This window comes from Lacrimispora xylanisolvens (assembly GCF_002934545.1).
Lineage (GTDB): Bacteria > Bacillota > Clostridia > Lachnospirales > Lachnospiraceae > Lacrimispora > Lacrimispora xylanisolvens.
Genome location: NZ_PTJA01000001.1, coordinates 591,113 through 609,744 on the forward strand (window position 1 = coordinate 591,113; position 18,632 = coordinate 609,744).

The 18,632-nt window shown below is 42.9% G+C and carries 14 protein-coding genes; 13 read left to right on the plus strand and 1 reads right to left on the minus strand.

Going from position 1 to position 18,632, the window contains the following annotated elements:
- Nucleotides 1–10 precede the first annotated feature (10 nt).
- Nucleotides 11–1,060, minus strand: coding sequence for an AraC family transcriptional regulator (locus BXY41_RS02805; RefSeq protein WP_104434337.1), 1,050 nt, complete (start codon nt 1,058–1,060; stop codon nt 11–13).
- A 137-nt stretch (nt 1,061–1,197) separates the two neighbouring features.
- Here BXY41_RS02805 and BXY41_RS02810 point away from each other — a divergent pair, with 137 nt between their 5' ends.
- From BXY41_RS02810 to BXY41_RS02870, 13 genes are all read left to right on the plus strand, one after another.
- On the plus strand, nt 1,198–2,238 hold the full coding sequence (locus BXY41_RS02810; protein WP_104434339.1) for a substrate-binding domain-containing protein: 1,041 nt from the start codon (nt 1,198–1,200) through the stop codon (nt 2,236–2,238).
- The gene (locus BXY41_RS02815) at nt 2,228–3,742 is read left to right on the plus strand and encodes a sensor histidine kinase (RefSeq protein WP_104434341.1); all 1,515 of its coding nucleotides are present in this window, start codon (nt 2,228–2,230) and stop codon (nt 3,740–3,742) included. The genes BXY41_RS02810 and BXY41_RS02815 overlap by 11 nt, the downstream gene beginning before the upstream one ends.
- Nucleotides 3,717–5,303 carry a response regulator transcription factor gene (locus BXY41_RS02820; protein ID WP_104434343.1) on the plus strand — a complete coding sequence of 529 codons (1,587 nt, stop codon included), beginning with the start codon at nt 3,717–3,719 and terminating at the stop codon, nt 5,301–5,303. Before BXY41_RS02815 ends, BXY41_RS02820 begins: the two co-directional genes overlap by 26 nt.
- 4 nt (nt 5,304–5,307) lie before the next feature.
- Nucleotides 5,308–6,360: a substrate-binding domain-containing protein gene (locus BXY41_RS02825; RefSeq protein ID WP_104434345.1), complete on the plus strand. Its 1,053-nt coding sequence runs from the start codon at nt 5,308–5,310 to the stop codon at nt 6,358–6,360.
- A gap of 144 nt (nt 6,361–6,504) precedes the next feature.
- Nucleotides 6,505–7,668 (plus strand): multiple monosaccharide ABC transporter substrate-binding protein, encoded by a 1,164-nt coding sequence (gene chvE, locus BXY41_RS02830; RefSeq protein ID WP_104434347.1) that lies wholly within the window; start codon nt 6,505–6,507, stop codon nt 7,666–7,668.
- A gap of 78 nt (nt 7,669–7,746) precedes the next feature.
- Nucleotides 7,747–9,351, plus strand: a complete 1,605-nt coding sequence (mmsA, locus tag BXY41_RS02835; RefSeq protein ID WP_104434349.1) for a multiple monosaccharide ABC transporter ATP-binding protein — start codon at nt 7,747–7,749, stop codon at nt 9,349–9,351.
- A complete protein-coding gene (mmsB, locus tag BXY41_RS02840) occupies nt 9,341–10,516 on the plus strand; it encodes a multiple monosaccharide ABC transporter permease (RefSeq protein WP_104434351.1) in 1,176 nt (391 codons plus the stop codon). Before mmsA ends, mmsB begins: the two co-directional genes overlap by 11 nt.
- A 221-nt stretch (nt 10,517–10,737) precedes the next feature.
- Complete coding sequence (locus tag BXY41_RS02845; RefSeq protein ID WP_432765493.1) at nt 10,738–11,700, plus strand: hypothetical protein; 963 nt, start codon at nt 10,738–10,740, stop codon at nt 11,698–11,700.
- Between the two features lie 284 nt (nt 11,701–11,984).
- The gene (gene rfbC / locus BXY41_RS02850) at nt 11,985–12,539 is read left to right on the plus strand and encodes a dTDP-4-dehydrorhamnose 3,5-epimerase (RefSeq protein ID WP_104434353.1); all 555 of its coding nucleotides are present in this window, start codon (nt 11,985–11,987) and stop codon (nt 12,537–12,539) included.
- A gap of 15 nt (nt 12,540–12,554) precedes the next feature.
- Entirely contained in the window at nt 12,555–13,367 is an 813-nt protein-coding gene (locus BXY41_RS02855; RefSeq protein WP_104434355.1) for an ABC transporter permease, read from the plus strand.
- Between the two features lie 21 nt (nt 13,368–13,388).
- A complete protein-coding gene (locus BXY41_RS02860) occupies nt 13,389–14,729 on the plus strand; it encodes an ABC transporter ATP-binding protein (RefSeq protein WP_104434357.1) in 1,341 nt (446 codons plus the stop codon).
- Nucleotides 14,730–14,742: 13 nt separating this feature from the next.
- Nucleotides 14,743–15,525: a class I SAM-dependent methyltransferase gene (locus BXY41_RS02865; RefSeq protein WP_104434359.1), complete on the plus strand. Its 783-nt coding sequence runs from the start codon at nt 14,743–14,745 to the stop codon at nt 15,523–15,525.
- Nucleotides 15,512–18,625, plus strand: a complete 3,114-nt coding sequence (locus tag BXY41_RS02870) for a glycosyltransferase (protein WP_104434361.1) — start codon at nt 15,512–15,514, stop codon at nt 18,623–18,625. Before BXY41_RS02865 ends, BXY41_RS02870 begins: the two co-directional genes overlap by 14 nt.
- Nucleotides 18,626–18,632 lie beyond the last annotated feature (7 nt).

The following is an 18,632-nucleotide window of genomic DNA, read 5'->3' on the forward strand; positions in this document are numbered from 1 at the left end:
TAATCAATGTTTATGTATGACTCCTTCGCAGAACGGAGGGGGTTGCACCGTATTTTTCCGTAAATATCTTATAGAAATAACCCTTGTTACGGTAACCAACTGTTTCGATTATATCATCAATGCTTTTTTGCGTATGAAACAGCATATGCTCTGCGGCTGACAGGCGGATCTGCTGTACATATCCGGAATAAGTTAACCCTGTTTTATCCTTAATCAGCCTGTTAAAATAATCTTCCTGAAAATGAAATGTATTCACCAGGTCCCGTATGGTTACGGTCGCATAATGATCTTTTATATAATCCGAAATTTCTTCAAACATAAACCAGTTCATTGTTCTTCTCTGTTCACTGGAAAGAGAAAATTCATACCGTGTGCTCAGCAGCAGAAATATGCGTATTAACATTCCTTTGCAGATGAAACGGGAACCTGGATCGTTTAAATCCAGCTCATTCAACAGAGATATCAGATGAGACTCCATCTGAGTAGTAACAGTTCCTATGGGCTTAAAGTGAAGATATTGTTTTAAGCTTTTTTGCTTTAGCAGAGCAGATTGCAGAAAGGAAATCATTTTCTTTGCCGATATTTGTTCAACCATGATTTCATCGAAAATGTCATTGGAGAGACCGAGAAACAGGATCACAGCAGGCTGATCAAGGAGAAAGTCCTGGTGAATACAATTCTTATCAATCAGATACAGATCGCCTTTTGTAAAGGTGATATCCCTGCCAAGAATTCTCTGAGAAAATTTCCCCTCAACAATATAAGCCAGCTCAAGATAGTCGTGAGTATGGAGCTGTGTTTTGTCTCCGTGCTGAAATGATCCATGATAACAAAACGATAAGGGGGAGGGCTTCATTGTAGAAAGAAGCTGTCCTCCCTCTGTAAAATTCCAGCACACCAAAAATAATTTATCATTGTTAATTAAAGGATAAGTTTTTACTTCCTGTTCTGATTTTGAATACTCAGGACAAACAAGTCTCTTACCAATTGCGTGCTCACTGGGCAGGTGTGAAGCTGCTCCCTCTGTGAACTGTTTACAAAGCTCCAGTAAAGAAGACATGTGGGAATCCCGCCTTTCCATTTAACTACTGCCATTATACAAAAAATGCTACTCCATTGCAAATTTATCCTACTTTTGTTTTCCTATGTATTCTAGTATAATGAAATAAAACAGTTGAATGACTTGGAGGGGAGTCTATGCAAAACGGGAAAAAGGGTCTGCTTTTTTTAATGCTTGCCGGGTTATCCGGAATCGTGTTTCTTACACTCTTAACCTCCTCTTTTTATGGATATGTGCTCAAGAAGATCGGGGTGGAGCATGCGGAAAACACGGTAACATACCGGTATCATTACGTAATGATCATTGACAATTTAGATTCCCAGTTCTGGAATGACGTATACCAGAGTGTGAAAGAAGAAGCAGCACAATACGATGCATATGTAGAACTGAAGGGGAAAAACCAGTCATCAGAGTATTCCACCCTGGATTTTATGGATATGAGTATCGCTGCCAAAGTGGATGGGATTCTACTTGAATTTACCGGAGAACAAATGCTGGAAGAACGGATCAATGAAGCGGCGAGGAAAGGAATTCCGGTGGTAACCATTTTAAATGATGCCCCTAACACGGAGCGGAAAAGTTACGTAGGGATCAATTCCTACCAGCTTGGGCAGGAATACGGAAATCAGATCTTAAAAATCCTTCCAAACCACGACGGTATTACCCGGGTTATGATGCTGCTCCACGATAATTCCATAGACAGCAATCAGGCTCAGATCTTTAATCAAATTAATAATCGTATGGTTACTACGAAAGAAAATGCAGACAGAATCAAGGTGGAAGAAATCAGGATTCCTTCCGGAAGAGCATTTGAATCAGAAGAGATTGTCCGCAACCTTTTTCAGAATGCACAGGGACCTCCGGATGTGATTGTATGCATGGATGAGGTGGATACGGAAGCGGTTTACCAGGCAGTCATTGACTATAACAGAGTGGGAAAAACCCAGGTGATTGGTTATTACAAATCAAAAGCAGCGTTAGAGGCTGTGGAGAAGGGAACCATGGCGATGACTCTCTGTATTGATACCAGTCAGATGGGCAAATATAGTGTACAGGCACTGACGGAATCCATAAAGGATGGGCGGACCAATTCCTTTTACAGTGTAGATCTGCAGTTTGTGACAGAGGAACAGGTTCCGGAATACAAGAGGCAGGAGCGAAAAGCCCATGAAAAATAAGCCAAATTCAATCTGGGAGAATTTACCCATTACCAGAAAGCTTTTTCTGGAAATCGCGGTAACAGCGGTGGTCCTCTTTGCCAGCAATCTGTTTATCTATGCTCAGATCAATCAGATGGTGGAACGGATGAATTCCGTTTATATGAGCAATGTGAATCTAAACGAATTATCCGACGCGCTGACCAATGTTCAGAACTTTATGTACAAATACTTACAGGTAAAAGACTCCGAGTCTCTAACAGATTATTACCGCGCAGAACAGGATTACAGGAAACTTTTAGATGGACTGAATGTGCTGGTGACGGACAACCCCGTTCAGCTTCTGGAGAAAAATATCCGCAATATGTCTGACAGCTATCTGGCGGTTACAGATGAAACGGTACAGGCAAAGCGGGGACAGAATGTAGAAAAATACAAAAGCTCCTATGAATCCGCATTAAAGCTTTACCAGTTTATAAACCACGATATTGCTGTTCTCAACAGCAGACAGTTTAAGAACAACTCTGCCAGCTATCAGACTCTTCAGGCGGCGCTCCAGTATTTAGAGGTGATCAGCTCTGTTATACTGGTGATCGTTATGATTATCAGCCTCACTGTCATGATGATGATGACCAGGGACATCGTCACCCCTCTCACCAGTCTGGCCCATACGGCAAAGCTGGTTGGACAGGGAAATTTTCATGTAAAAGTACCTTATATCCGTTCGGGGGATGAACTTGGGATTGTAACAAAGACTTTTAACCAAATGGTGGACAGTTTGGCCGATTACGTGAATAAAATTAAAGAGAGTGCAGAAAAAGAGCAGGAGATGAAAGAACGGGAGCTTTTAATGGAAAATCACTTAAAAGAAGCCCGTTTACGATATCTCCAGTCCCAGATTAATCCTCATTTTCTGTTTAATTCCCTCAATGCAGGCGTACAGCTGGCGATGATGGAGGATGCGGAGAAAACCTCAGTATTTATGGAAAAAATGGCAGATTTCTTTCGGTACAATGTAAAAAAAGGTGCGGAAGATGCCACCATTCGGGAAGAAGTAGGTACGGTTGAAAACTATATCTACATTTTAAATGTCCGGTTCGCAGGTGATATTCACTATGAATCAAGCCTGGAGGAAGATGCTTTGGACTATTCCATGCCCAGCATGACCCTGCAGCCGCTGGTAGAGAATGCAGTAACACACGGAATCCGGAATATCAGCTGGCCGGGAAATATCCGTCTTACTGTGAAAAACCAGGAAGACGCCATAGAAATCCGCATTGAGGATAATGGAAAGGGAATTGAAAAAGAAAAATTAAAACGGATACAGGAAGGCGTAAGAATCCAGGAAGATACGGCATCTACCGGAATCGGTATTTACAATGTGATTTCCCGTCTGGAGCTTTATTATAATAGAAAGGAACTGTTTTCTATTGTCAGTGAAGGGGAGGATCAGGGGACTTCAGTAATTTTGCGGATTCCTAAAAAGGGGGAAGAGATACATGTTTCGGATACTGGTAGCAGATGATGAAGGGATTATGCTGGAATCCATACGCAGTATTATTGAATCAAACTTCAAAAGTGAGTGTGAGATCGTCTGCGTAAAGACAGGAAGAGCGGTAATTGAACAGGCCGGTCAATTCCGCCCGGATATTGCTTTTGTAGACATTCAGATGCCTGGATTAAGCGGAATCCAGGCAATCCGGGAGATACGTAAATTTAACCAGACCATGGTATTTATCATTATGACAGCCTTTGATAAGTTTTCTTACGCCCAGGAAGCGGTGAACCTTGGTGTGATGGAATTCATTATGAAGCCGGTTAATAAGAAGAAAATTCTCGATGTCTGCGTAAAGGCCATGCATCAGGTTGAGGAAGCAAGGCAGAAGATCAGCGATGATCTAAAGATAAGAGAACGTCTGGAAATTGTCGTTCCCATGATCGAAAGCGGATTTATTTACACCATACTTCAGGAAGATTCAGACCCCTTTCACAGCGGGTACCCGGAGATGCTTGATATCCGAAAGCCCTATGGTTTCATCGTGGTTTTGGAATTTGGAGACAGCATGGAAGGGGGAACCATGACCAATGCCATCGGAGTAGGGGTGAAGGTCAATAAATATTACAGCATGGTGCGGGAGATTCTTAAGGACTATTTTGAATGTGTCATCGGTCCTGCCATGGGGAACCGGCTGGTTTTGTTTCTTTCCTTTGATCAGGAAAAGATGCAGTACGAAAAGCGGGTGGAGGTGATCACAAGGACCAGGAACATGATTCATAAGCTGGAAAACAGCATGGACATTAAGTGCAGAGGCGGAATCGGATCTGTGAAACCTCTGGCCGAAATCCGCCATTCCTATACGGAGGCCTTAAAATCCTTAAGAGAAAGTGACAGCCATGTGGTGCATATAACCGACATTCCCGCAGTGGCGGAATACGATGGGGAATATCCTCTTGATCTGGAGAACCAGTACCTCCAAAGAGGCATGAAAGCAGACCGGGAGGGTGCGTTATCCTGTGCCAATGAATTTTTCGACTGGATGCTGGTACATGACGGTGACATGAGATCCAATATTGAAATCAAGGTTCTGGAACTGGTGATGAGACTGGAGCGGAGGGCTTTTGAAGCCGGGAATGTCCGCTACGGATTCCGTTACCGGGAAAACTATATGGCAGAGTTAAAGGAAGCAGCTGACGGAGAAGGGGTACGGCGCTGGTTCTTAAGTAAAACCAGGGATATCTGCGATAAGATCAGTACCTCCAGGGAGCGGGAATTTGAAAATGTGGTATCAAGGGTCAAGGGGTATATAGACGAGAACTACGCCAGGGACATTTCTCTTGACGACGTATCGCGAATGGTGGACATCAGCCCCTATTATTTCAGCAAGCTGTTCAAACAGGAGGTAGGGGAAAATTTCATAGAATATGTGACCAGGACCAGAATCAAAAACGCCAGAAGGCTGCTGGAGGATCCCAGATACAGCATCAAAGAGATCTGTGTGATGTCCGGCTACAGTGATCCCAATTATTTCAGCAGGATTTTTAAGAAATATGAAGGGATGACACCAACCGAATACAGGGAGAGGTAAGGTTATGAAAATGTGGGGCGAGAGGTTATTACTGATGGGATTAGCCTGTTGTATTCTGATGTCAGGGTGCAGACAGGCAAAAATTGAGACTGCAGAGCAGGAACAGGAAAAGGCGGGGGAGAGGCCTTTGCAGATCGGTCTGAGCATTGATTCATTTGTCATTGAGCGGTGGATCAGAGACCGGGATGTCTTCGTTTCTGCTGCAAAAGAAATGGGTGCAGAAGTCAATGTACAGAATGCCAACGGTGATGTGAATGAACAGATCGAGCAGATCCAGTATTTTATTAAGAAGCAGATGGATGTCATTGTGGTGGTGGCAGGAGACTGCGAGGCTCTGTCAGATGTGATGAAGAAAGCAAAGGCGGCAGGAATAAAGACCATGAGCTATGACCGTCTGGTTTTAAATGCAAATAGTGATATGTATATTTCCTTTGACAACAAGGGCGTGGGGAGCCTGATGGCAGAAAATCTGGTTCAGAACATACCTGAGGGTGGAAAAGTCATAATGATTCAGGGACCGGAATCCGATCATAATGTGGCAATGATCCGTGAGGGCTTTAATTCCGTTTTAGAAGGTAAAAATTTAGATGTAGTGTATCAGAACAATTGTGAGGGCTGGCTTGCAGAGCACGCCTACGATTATGCCAAAGAAGCACTTGAAAAATATCCGGATGTGAAGGGAATCATGTGTGGAAATGACGATCTGGCCACCCAGGTTTTCAAAGTGCTGTCCGAAGACCGGCTGGCAGGGAAGGTGTGTCTTGTTGGTCAGGACGGCGATTTAATGGCATGTCAGCGGATTGTGGAGGGCACCCAGAATATGACTGCTTTTAAGTCGGTGGAAGAGGAAGCCAGACTGGCAGCGGAGTATGCGGTTAAGCTGGGTAAGGGGGAGCCCTTAACGGGAATCGACCAGACCATTAACGACGGAACCTATGATGTGCCGTATCTGGAACTGAATCCGGTTGCAGTGACTCGGGAAAACATGGATTCTGTCATCATTCAGGGCGGTTTTCATGCCAGGGAAGATGTATACTTAAATGTCATACAGCAGTAGCATTTTTTTGCCAGTTAAAAAAGTCCTGTTCACCCAGGGCTTTTTTTATGTGGATGAATCCGTGCTAACGGTTGGCAAACAAGTCCTGATTCTTCCATGCTAAAATATGCATATCAAAAACAAGTATTGGAGGAGGATTTATCAATGAAAAGAAAACTTTTAGCAGTCGCAATGACTCTTGCCATGACGGCAGGAATGCTGGCTGGGTGCAGCGGGGGAAGCAAGGCACCGGAAACCAAAGCTCCAGAGACCACCACTACGGCAGCTGCTGCTGAGACAACCAAAGCAGCAGAGACCACTACCGCAGCAGCAAAAACAGAAAAGAAAGACGGAGTTTTAATCGGTGTTGCCATGCCGACCAAGGATTTACAAAGATGGAATCAGGATGGCTCCAACATGAAGAAAGAACTGGAAGCTGCAGGCTATAAGGTAGATTTACAGTATGCCAGCAACGACGTTCAAACCCAGGTTTCCCAGATTGAAAACATGATCTCCAATGGCTGCAAAATGTTAGTTATCGCTTCCATCGATGGTAGTTCTTTAGGAGAACCGCTTTCTCAGGCAAAATCCATGGGAATTCCGGTTATTGCTTATGACCGTCTGATCATGAACTCAGATGCAGTTACATATTATGCTACTTTTGATAACTACAAAGTAGGCCAGAAACAGGGCGAGTATTTAGAAAAGTCTCTTGGACTTGACAAAGCCGGTGATCCGAAGAACATCGAATTCTTCACAGGCGATCCTGCTGATAATAACTGCAAGTTCTTCTTCGGAGGAGCTATGGATGTTTTAAAGAAATATGTAGACAACGGCAGACTGGTTGTTAAATCAGGCCAGACAGCATTTGAGCAGGTAGCAACCGAGAAATGGGATTCTGAGAAAGCTCAGAACCGTATGGATACCATTATCGCAGGCAACTATTCAGACGGAACCGTACTTGACGCAGTTCTCTGCTCCAACGATTCCACCGCTCTTGGTGTTGAAAATGCACTTGCTTCTTCTTACACCGGAAAATATCCGATTATCACAGGCCAGGACTGCGATATCGCAAACGTAAAAAACATGATCCAGGGAAAACAGGCCATGAGCGTATTTAAGGATACCAGAACTCTGGCTACCCAGGTAGTTAAGATGGTAGATTCCGTTATGCAGGGCGGCAAAGCTGAAATCAACGATACCAAGTCCTATGACAACGGAACCGGAATCATTCCAACCTATCTTTGTGATCCAGTGGTTGTTACCGTTGACAACTATAAAGAGATGCTGATCACTTCCGGTTATTATACCGAGGACCAGTTAAAGTAATCAGGCGGATTTCCTTATGGGGGACGGCTTTTATCAATGAAAGCCGTCCTCTGAATATATAAAGAGGGAGGGATATTCTTGGCAAATATACTTTTGGAAATGAAAAACATCACCAAGACGTTTCCGGGTGTGAAAGCCCTGGATTTAGTAAACCTTCAGGTAGAAGAAGGAGAGATCCATGCTCTGGTGGGCGAAAATGGAGCGGGGAAATCCACTCTGATGAATGTACTCAGCGGTATCTATCCCTACGGTTCTTACGAAGGAGATATCATTTATAACGGAGAGATTTGTAAATTCAGTCATATCAGTGACAGTGAAAAAAAAGGAATTGTCATTATTCATCAGGAGCTGGCACTGGTTCCCTATATGACAATTGCGGAAAACATGTATCTTGGAAATGAAAAAGGAAAGAAATTCGCAATCAACTGGAATGAAACTTTTGGGGAGGCTGATCAGTATTTAAAAACAGTAGGACTTTCCGAATCCTCCCATACGCTTATTAAGGATATCGGAGTAGGAAAGCAGCAGCTGGTAGAAATAGCAAAGGCACTTGCCAAAAAGGCAAAACTGCTGATTCTCGATGAACCGACTGCATCCTTAAATGAAGATGATTCAAAAGCACTTCTGGACCTTTTGAAAAAGTTCAAAGCAGAAGGTATGACTTCTATCATCATATCTCATAAACTGAATGAAATTGCCTATGTAGCAGATAAAATTACCATTATCCGCGATGGCTCAACCATAGAAACACTGAACAGGAAGACAGATAATGTAACAGAAGACCGGATTATAAAAGGAATGGTGGGAAGAGAACTGGTAGACCGTTTCCCCAAGCGTACGGGCATTCAAATCGGTGAAAAATCCATGGAAGTGGAACACTGGAATGCCAGCCATCCCCTTTATTCAGAGCGTAAGTTAGTAAACGACGTATCCTTCTATGTAAAAAAAGGAGAAGTTGTGGGAATCTGCGGTCTGATGGGAGCAGGAAGAACAGAACTTGCCATGAGTCTTTTTGGAAAAAGCTATGGAGCAAATATTTCCGGTACGTTAAAGATTCACGGTCAGGAAGTCCATCTTCGTTCCGTGCGGGATGCAATCCGGCATAAGCTGGCTTACGTGACGGAAGACCGGAAAGGCAATGGCCTGATTCTAGGAAATCCCATACGAATCAATACCACCCTTGCCAATCTGCGTGCAGTCAGCTTCCGAACCATTATTGACAAAGACAGGGAAGTTCTGGCTGCTGAAGATTATATTAATAAGCTAAAGACCAAATGCCCTTCTGTGGAACAGACTGTAGGAAACCTAAGCGGAGGAAACCAGCAAAAGGTTCTTTTATCCAAATGGATGTTTGCAGAGCCGGATATTATGATTTTAGACGAACCAACCAGAGGAATTGACGTAGGCGCCAAATATGAAATCTACTGTATCATAAACAAACTGGCTGCCGCCGGAAAATCCATTGTCATGATATCCTCAGAGCTGCCGGAGATTCTCGGTATGTCTGACCGGATTTATATCATGAACGAGGGGCGTATTGTCGGAGAGATGAACTCACAGGAGGCCACACAGGAAAAAATCATGGCATGCATTTTAAAATCAGATAAGCATCCTTCGGGAATACCTTTAACCCCGGATAACATGGGCATGGAAGAGGAAGGGAGAGTAGAAGATGGAGAATAAATTAAAAATGTCGGAAGCACTAAAAAAATATACGATGGTAATCGTTCTGGCAGTAGTCGTAATCTTGTTTACGGTAAATACAGGAGGGAAAATGCTTCTTGCCCAGAACGTAAATAACTTAATCGCGCAAAATGCATATGTGTTTATTCTGGCAACCGGAATGCTCTTCTGTATTCTGACAGGCGGCAACATTGATTTATCAGTTGGTTCTGTGGTCTGCTTCGTAGGAGCCATAGGCGGAAGCATGATGATTAAGATGGGAATGAATCCTTATCTTTCCCTTTTTTCCATGATTATCATCGGCATACTGGCTGGAGCCTGGCAGGGCTTCTGGATTGCTTACGTACGAATCCCGCCATTTATCGTAACACTGGCAGGAATGCTCATCTTCCGCGGTCTTTCAAACGTAGTCCTTCAGGGAATGACCCTTTCTCCCGTACCGGACAGCTTTTTAAATCTGTTTAATACCTATGTTCCTGATGTATTTGGCATGAAGGGCTTTAATCTCACCTGCTTCCTTGTAGGAATTATAGCCTGTTGCATCTTTATAGTATCAGAGCTGATCACCAGAAAAAGAAAACTGAAAAAGGGATACCGGGTAGATCCTCTAAACAGTATGATCATTAAAATGGTATTGATGACTGCAGTAATACTTTTCTTCATGTATAAGCTGTCTCTCTACAAAGGAATCCCCAATGCTCTGATTTGGGTTGTAGTAATCATCGGAATTTACAGCTACATATCTTCCAAAACAACCACAGGACGATATTTCTATGCAGTGGGCGGAAATGAAAAGGCAACCAGACTTTCTGGTATTGACACCAATAAGGTTTATTTCCTTGCTTATTTAAATATGGGTCTGCTGGCAGCCGTAGCAGGCATGGTAACACTGGCACGTTTAAACTCTGCCAACCCAACCGCAGGAAATAACTACGAAATGGATGCCATCGGAGCCTGCTTCATCGGCGGAGCCTCTGCATATGGTGGAACAGGAACCGTACCAGGTGTTATTGTAGGCGCCACGCTGATGGGTGTTTTAAACCTGGGTATGAGTATTATGGGTGTGGATCAGAACCTTCAAAAGGTGGTAAAGGGAACCGTTCTTTTGGCGGCAGTTATATTTGATGTGGTAAGTAAGAGAAAATCATTTATTGTGAAGCAGTAAGCTTATAGTTTTTAGAAGTAAACCGGTTGTCTCTGCATAAAATTACTGTTTCTGGAATTCTCTGTAATATTTAAGACAGATTTAAGCATAGAGTGATAAATTGTTATGGAGAAAACAGAACAAACCGCTGGCTGGTATCTTGGCCCGGATTAAAATTGCAGGAGGTAACAGACGTGTTTCAATATAAAAAGACTATGGCTATATTGAGTACCGCAGTTTTTATGACCTTATATCCGCTTTCTTCTATGGCATCGACTCAAACCACGATCAGCAGTGTCTCGCTGTCCATTGATTCAGACATAGAAACAGGAAGCAGTTCCAGTGATGTAACAGTTACTACCAGTTCCAGTAAATACAGTGTGGAAGATACAACCGTTTCCAATACTCCTGATGATGAGTGGGAAGATGGAGATAAGCCAAAACTGAAGGTTTATCTGGAGGCTGATGATGATTACTATTTTGCCAGTGGATTTTCCAAAAGCAGTGTAAGCATCAGCGGATCTGATGGTACAGTTACCTCTGTAAGCAGGAGCAGCAGTTCCGAACTGATTGTCTATATCACTCTTGACGCATTGGACGATGACAGCAGCGACAGTTATTCTCTTGATGTCAGTGATTTAACGTGGAATGAATCCACTGGAACGGCTAACTGGGATGAGGCGGAAGATGCAAAAAAATATGAAATCAGGCTTTACAGAGGGAGCAGTACAGTGACTTCTGTGCTCACCACCACCAGTTCCAGCTATAATTTTTCCAGTTATATTACTTTCAGCGGCTATTATACATTCAAAGTAAGAGGCGTCTATAATTCTTCCAATAAAGGAAGCTGGGAAGAGTCGGATTCCTGGTACGTGACTTCTTCGGTGGCCCAGGAGATCAGTACCAGCAGTTCTGTCAGCACCAGCAATTCTTCCGGTCCTGGAGCTTCAGCAAGTACCGGTGCATGGTTAAAGGATGACAGGGGCTGGTGGTACTGTAATGCAGATAAAAGCTATACAGTTAGTAACTGGCAGTATATTAACGGATATTGGTACTATTTCAATGAACATGGATATATGGTAACAGGCTGGGTGTTATGGAATGCAAAATGGTATTACTGTGGAGACAACGGTGCCATGTATACCAGCGCTGAAACACCGGATGGGTATTATGTAGGAACCGATGGTGCATGGACCGGTGCGTGAATCTGATCGGATAATTGTTAAAGTTAAGAAATAATAAACGTTGCCGTCTGGCTGATAAATCATCAGCCGGGCGGCATCTTTGTCTAAAATCATTCAGGAGTAATAAAAGTCGCCGTCCATCAGAAATTTTTCAGTTGGGCGGCATTTATGCATAGATGTATCACAAATGAGACGTCAATCGGGCTTAAACCAATAAAAATTTTCCTATATATAGAAATCTTGGCTGAGTTGTGGTAGAATGCTACAAGTAAAAGAATGTTTTGATATGTAAAGGAGCATAAAAAATGGGAAAGATAAAAGTAACAACATGTGAGATAGAAGGGCTTTATGTTATTGAACCAACTGTATTTCCAGATTCCAGAGGATATTTTGTGGAAACCTATAACCAGAATGATTTTCACGAAGCAGGACTGACCATGAATTTCGTACAGGATAATCAGTCCATGTCCGTAAAAGGTGTACTTAGAGGGCTGCATTTTCAGAAGCAGTTTCCCCAGGGAAAACTGGTACGAGCAGTGAGAGGAACTGTGTTTGATGTGGCAGTTGATTTAAGAGCTAATTCCAAAACTTATGGTAAATGGTTTGGTGTGGAACTGTCTGCAGAAAACAAAAAGCAGTTCTATATTTCAGAAGGCTTTGCACATGGATTTTTAGTTCTGTCTGATGAAGCAGAATTTGCATATAAATGTACGGATTTTTATCATCCGGGCGACGAAGGCGGAATTCTTTGGAGTGATCCCGAAATCGGTATTGAATGGCCTATTTCAGAAGGTATGGAGCTGGTTATATCCGACAAAGACAAGAAGTGGGACGGAATCCGGGATACGTTTAAATTTTAACGAGAGGAGAAAACCATGAATTATCTGGTTTCCTTATTAAAAGAAATCTATATAAAAAGAAAACTGATTCTGGATTTAGCAAAAGCAGATTTTAAGAAGCGTTTTGTAGGCTCTTATTTCGGAATTGCATGGATGTTTCTGCAGCCGATTGCCACGGTTCTTGTTTATTTTTTTGTTTTCCAGTTGGGATTTAAAAGTGTGCCACCAATCGCGGTATTTCCCTATGTACTGTGGTTAATACCAGGCATTGTACCATGGTTTTTTATCAGTGAGGTTTTAAACATGGGTACTAACTGTCTGCAGGAATATAATTATCTGGTAAAAAAGGTAGTTTTCCGTGTGGAGATTCTTCCATTTATTAAGATGTTATCCTGTCTGATGGTACATGGAATATTTGCTATTATTATGTTTGTAGTATTTTTATGCTATGGCTTTTTGCCAAAGGCCAGCTGGTTTCAGATCATTTACTATACCTTTGCTGCCTCCATGTTGTCTCTGGCTATTACCTATTTTACCAGTGCCATCAATGTGTTTTTCAAGGATATGGCACAGATTGTGGGTATCTGCCTGCAGTTTGGTATGTGGATGGTGCCGATTATGTGGGCTCCGGAGATGTTTAAGAATGCTCCTGAGTGGCTTCCCAGCGTGCTGAAAATAAATCCGGTTTATTATATTGTTGCCGGATATCGTGACAGCATGTTATATGGGAACTGGGTTACTGAACGGCCAACTCTTGGTCTTTATTTCTGGTTTGTCACTATTGTCCTGTTTTTAATAGGACTGAAAGTATTTAAAAAGCTGCGCCCGCATTTTTCCGATGTGCTGTAGGCAGTTACCATGGAGGATTCAATGTCCGTAGAATCAAATAACAAAGCATTGACGGTTAATAATGTAACCAAAATATATAAATTATATGAAAAACCCATTGACCGGTTAAAAGAGGCCATGAGTCTGACTCATAAAAATTACCACCGTGATTTTTTCGCCTTGAACGGGATTTCTTTTAATGTGGAAAAGGGACAGACTGTAGGTATTATTGGTACCAACGGTTCTGGAAAATCCACCATTTTAAAGATTATTACCGGAGTACTGACTCCAACTACCGGAGATGTTCAGGTAAATGGAGTGATCTCTGCTCTTTTGGAACTTGGAGCAGGATTCAACATGGATTATACCGGGATCGAAAACATCTACATGAACGGTACCATGATGGGATTTTCCAGAAAAGAGATGGATGCGAAACTGCAGGACATCCTGGATTTTGCCGATATCGGAGATTTTGTCTATCAGCCGGTAAAGACCTATTCCAGCGGTATGTTTGTCCGCCTTGCATTTGCCCTTGCCATTAATGTAGAGCCGGAGATTCTCATCGTTGATGAGGCTCTTTCCGTAGGAGATGTTTTCTTTCAGGCGAAATGCTACCGCCGTATGGAGGAAATCCGTAAAAATGGCACCACCATCCTCATGGTTACCCATGATATGGGTGCTATCATCAAGTATTGTGACCGTGTAGTCGTGCTGAACAAAGGCAATTTCATCGCAGAAGGCGAGCCGGGAAAAATGGTGGATCTTTACAAGAAGATTCTGGCAAACCAGATGGATGATCTGAATGAAGAACTGGAAGCTGCGGACAACGGACTATATAATGATTTTTCCGGCGACCAGGCAATTGCGGAAAGAAGCAGGGTGGCAGCAGGCGGAATGATGAAAGATAAGCTGACCATCAATCCAAACCGCACGGAATATGGGGATAAGAGGGCAGAGATCATAGATTTTGGCCTTCTTGATGAGAGAGGAAATATCACTAATCTTCTGTTAAAAGGAGAGCGTTTTACCATAAAGGAACGAATTCATTTCCACGGAGAAATCGAAACACCGATTTTCACTTATACCATCAAGGACAAGCGTGGGGCAGATCTGACCGGTACCAATACCATGTTTGAGTCCTCCGATGTAAAATCTGTTAAAAAAGGCGATGAATACGTCGTGGAATTTACCCAGAAGATGACTCTTCAGGGTGGAGAATACTTACTGTCCATGAGCTGTACCGGATTTGAAAACGGGGAGCATGTGGTTTACCACCGTCTGTATGATATTGTGAACATTACCGTTATATCCAACAAGAATACGGTTGGTGTTTACGATATGGAATCGGATGTAAGCTTAACACTTATGCGTGCAGAAAGGTAAGGAGGAATAATGCATGAATGATTTAAGCCCTGAACTTAAAAAGCTGTATCAGAATTATAATGGAGATATCAAAAAGCTGCTGCAGGAAAATCCCAGGCTGGATTATTTATATGCCTTATCGGAGATTAGAGAAAATCTGCTGGACTGGTTTGAATTTAAACCAGATGCAACACTTTTGCAGGTGGGATCTGACTACGGCGCGTTAACAGGCTTATACAGCAGACGAGTGAAAGCAGTAACCGTATTAGACCCCTGCCACAACAATTTATCGTTCAACCGCCTTCGCAATCAAAAACAAAACAACATTCATTACGTGAACAATGATTTAAACTCATTTACCAGTGAAGAGGGTTTTGACTATATCGTTTTTGCAGGTTCTCTTTGTGAACCGTATCAGGACATGATGCGAAAGGCCAAAGAACTTTTAAAACCCGAAGGAATGCTGATTACTGCCATTTCAAACCGTCTGGGATTAAAGTATCAGGCTGGTGCAAAGGCGGAGCAGTTTTGCCTTTCCAGAACAGAGTTAAAGGAACTTTTATGCGGAAGTGAAGGGAACGAAGGTACTGTGCAATTTTACTATCCCATGCCCGATTACCGCCTTCCCGTAACTTTATATTCCGATGGGTATCTTCCTGGTAAGGGAGATTTAACCCACGCCATTCTTGCCTATGATTATCCCAAGTACTTACGTTTCGATTTAGGTAAGATGTTTGATGAAGTATGTGAAGGAAAACAGTTTGAGACATTTGCCAATTCATTTTTAACCATTTGGAGCCGTCATGAAGAAAATTAATTTTGTAAAATATAATAAAACAAGAAGAGAAGCTTTTCAGATACGCACCAGTCTGGTGGAAGAAAATGGACTGCCTTATGTGGAAAAGACTGCCCTGACGGCAGAGGGAATCTCTCATATCCGTTCCTTTGAAGAAAAATACAATAACTTAACGGAACAAAATCAGGGGTTACATGTGGCAGACGTAACGGTCAGCTCAGATGGAACAACCGCCCGGTTTGCATTTTTAAAAGGAGAGACGTATGCTGAGATTCTTGGCCGGCAGATCGTAAATGGGAAAGTTTCGGAAGCCTCTCTGGAAGACGGCATCTCCATGATTTTAAAGGTACATGATGATTACATGACGCCGTTCCATATCACGCCGGAGTTTGAAGAAGTATTCGGTGTGCTTCCGGATTCTGCAGAGCAGATCAGGAGAGACTGGGCATTTAAACATTCCAATATAGACTGCCTGTTTGAGAATATCATGATGACTGAAGACGGTCCTTACTGTCTGGATTATGAATGGGTATTCTCTTTTCCTGTTCCCGTTAATTTCATAAAATTCCGGGTGCTGTATTATTTTTATGAGCAGTATAAAAGCATCCTGAGCTATGAATCCAGGGAAGTGTTTATGGAAGAGCAGGGAGTGGACGGTGAACTGATTGGTATCTATGAAGAGATGGAACGCCATTTTCAGGAATATGTTCACGGTGAGAATCAGCAGATTTATCTCTTAAACTATATGCATGAGACATTTGCCCTGCCGGACAGCATGTTTGAGGTATCTCAGATAATTGATGATACCAAGGATCAGATTGCCCAGATGAAGGCTGAATTAAAGGAAAAGGATCTGACCATTACAAAACAGCAGGAGGAAAAGCGCTTAACGGATAACCATGTTGCCAACCAGGACATGATTATTGCTTCCCTTAGAAAAGATTGTGAAACCATGCAGGGGATTATTGAACAGTTAAGAAAGCATGAATCCTTCTCCTATAAGGTACTGCGCAGGCTGAAAAGAATCTTTAATGAGAAATTTCCACAAGGCACAAAGAAACGGAAAGTGCTGTTTTATATAAAGGAAACCATTCTTCACCCTATAAAATCCATTTCCCTCTATACAACAGATGAGGGAAGAAATCTCATGGAAGGCGACATGAAAATCGGAGAGGTATACCGGACACATGGAAAACTTCGTTTTGTAAAAGAAGGACATCCCATGGTATCCATCGTCATTCCTGTTTACAACCAGATCCATTATACTTATGCATGCCTCCTGTCCATACTGGAGCACACAAAAAATGTGGATTATGAGATAATCATTGCAGATGATGTATCAACAGATGCAACAGCAGAGCTGTCCAAATTCACGGAGAATGTGGTGATCTGCCGCAATGAAACCAACCAGGGATTTTTAAGAAACTGCAATCAGGCGGCAAAGTCGGCAAGAGGAAAGTACATCATGTTTTTAAACAATGATACTCAGGTAACCGACGGCTGGCTGGACAGTCTGGTTAATTTAATCGAGTCAGACCCTTCCATCGGAATGGTGGGATCCAAGCTGGTTTATCCTGACGGACGGCTTCAAGAGGCCGGCGGAATCTTATGGAGCGACGGCTCCGGCTGGAATTACGGACGCCTGGATGACCCGGAGAAACCTGAATACAATTATGTAAAAGACGTAGATTATATTTCCGGTGCTGCAATCCTTCTTTCCAGTGATTTGTGGAAACGGATTGGCGGCTTCGATGAACGATTTGCACCAGCTTATTGTGAAGATTCCGATCTTGCCTTTGAGGTGCGTAAGGCTGGTTATCGGGTGGTTTATCAGCCTCTTTCCAAAGTAATTCACTTTGAAGGCATTTCAAACGGAACAGATGTCAATGGCTCCGGTTTAAAACGCTATCAGGTGGAAAACAGTAAAAAGCTGAAAGAAAAATGGGCGGCTGAGTTCAGCTGTCAGAGCGAGAATAACGGTAATCCTGACCCATTCCGTGCCAGAGAAAGAAGCCAGGGAAAGGATATCATCCTGGTGGTGGATCATTATGTACCTACCTACGACCGGGATGCTGGTTCCAAAACCACATTCCAATATTTAAAAATGTTTATTGATAAGGGATATGTGGTTAAGTTCCTGGGAGACAATTTCCTTCATGAAGAGCCTTATTCCACCGCATTACAGCAGATGGGAATTGAGATTCTTTACGGCAGGGAATATCAGGCAGGCATCTGGGACTGGTTAAAGGCACATGGTGATGATATAAAGGCAGCTTATTTAAACCGCCCCCATATCGCTCAGAAATATATTGATTTTCTCCGGGAAAATACCAGCATGAAGCTGATTTATTACGGACATGACCTTCATTTCCTGCGAGAAGGCAGGGAATACGAGCTTACCGGAGATCCTAAGAAACGGGAAGCTTCCGAATACTGGAGATCTATGGAGCTCCGCCTGATGAAAAAAGCGGCAGTTTCCTATTACCCGTCTTATGTTGAGCGGGAGGCCATTCATGAAATTGAGCCTTCCGTTCCTGTAAAAGCAATTGTAGCTTACGTGTTTGACCGGTTTTTAAATCAGATTCCAAATGACTTTGAAAAGAGGGAAGGCCTGCTGTTTGTTGGCGGCTTTGCCCATCCGCCCAATGCAGATGCGGTATTGTGGTTTGCAAGAGAGATATTCCCATTAATCAGAGAGCAGATACCGGTTAATTTCTACATTGTGGGTTCCAAGGTTACCGATGAGATCAAAGCCCTGGAACAGCCGGATAATGGAATTATTGTAAAAGGTTTTGTTACGGAAGAAGAACTGGCAAGTCTTTATGCCAGCTGCCGGATTGTGGTTGTTCCTCTGCGATACGGAGCAGGTGTAAAGGGAAAAGTAATTGAAGCACTTTATTATGGTGCTCCTGTAGTAACCACTTCCATCGGAGCTGAAGGAATCCCTGAGGCAGATCAGGTGATGGTGGTAAGAGATGAGCCTGGAACATTTGCTGAGGAAGTAATTGCTCTTTATAATGATCCGGACAGTCTAAGACAGATGAGTCAGAATACCCAGAACTACATTCGGACGTATCACAGCATTGATGCGGCATGGAGCGTAGTGGGAGAGGATTTTTAATATATAA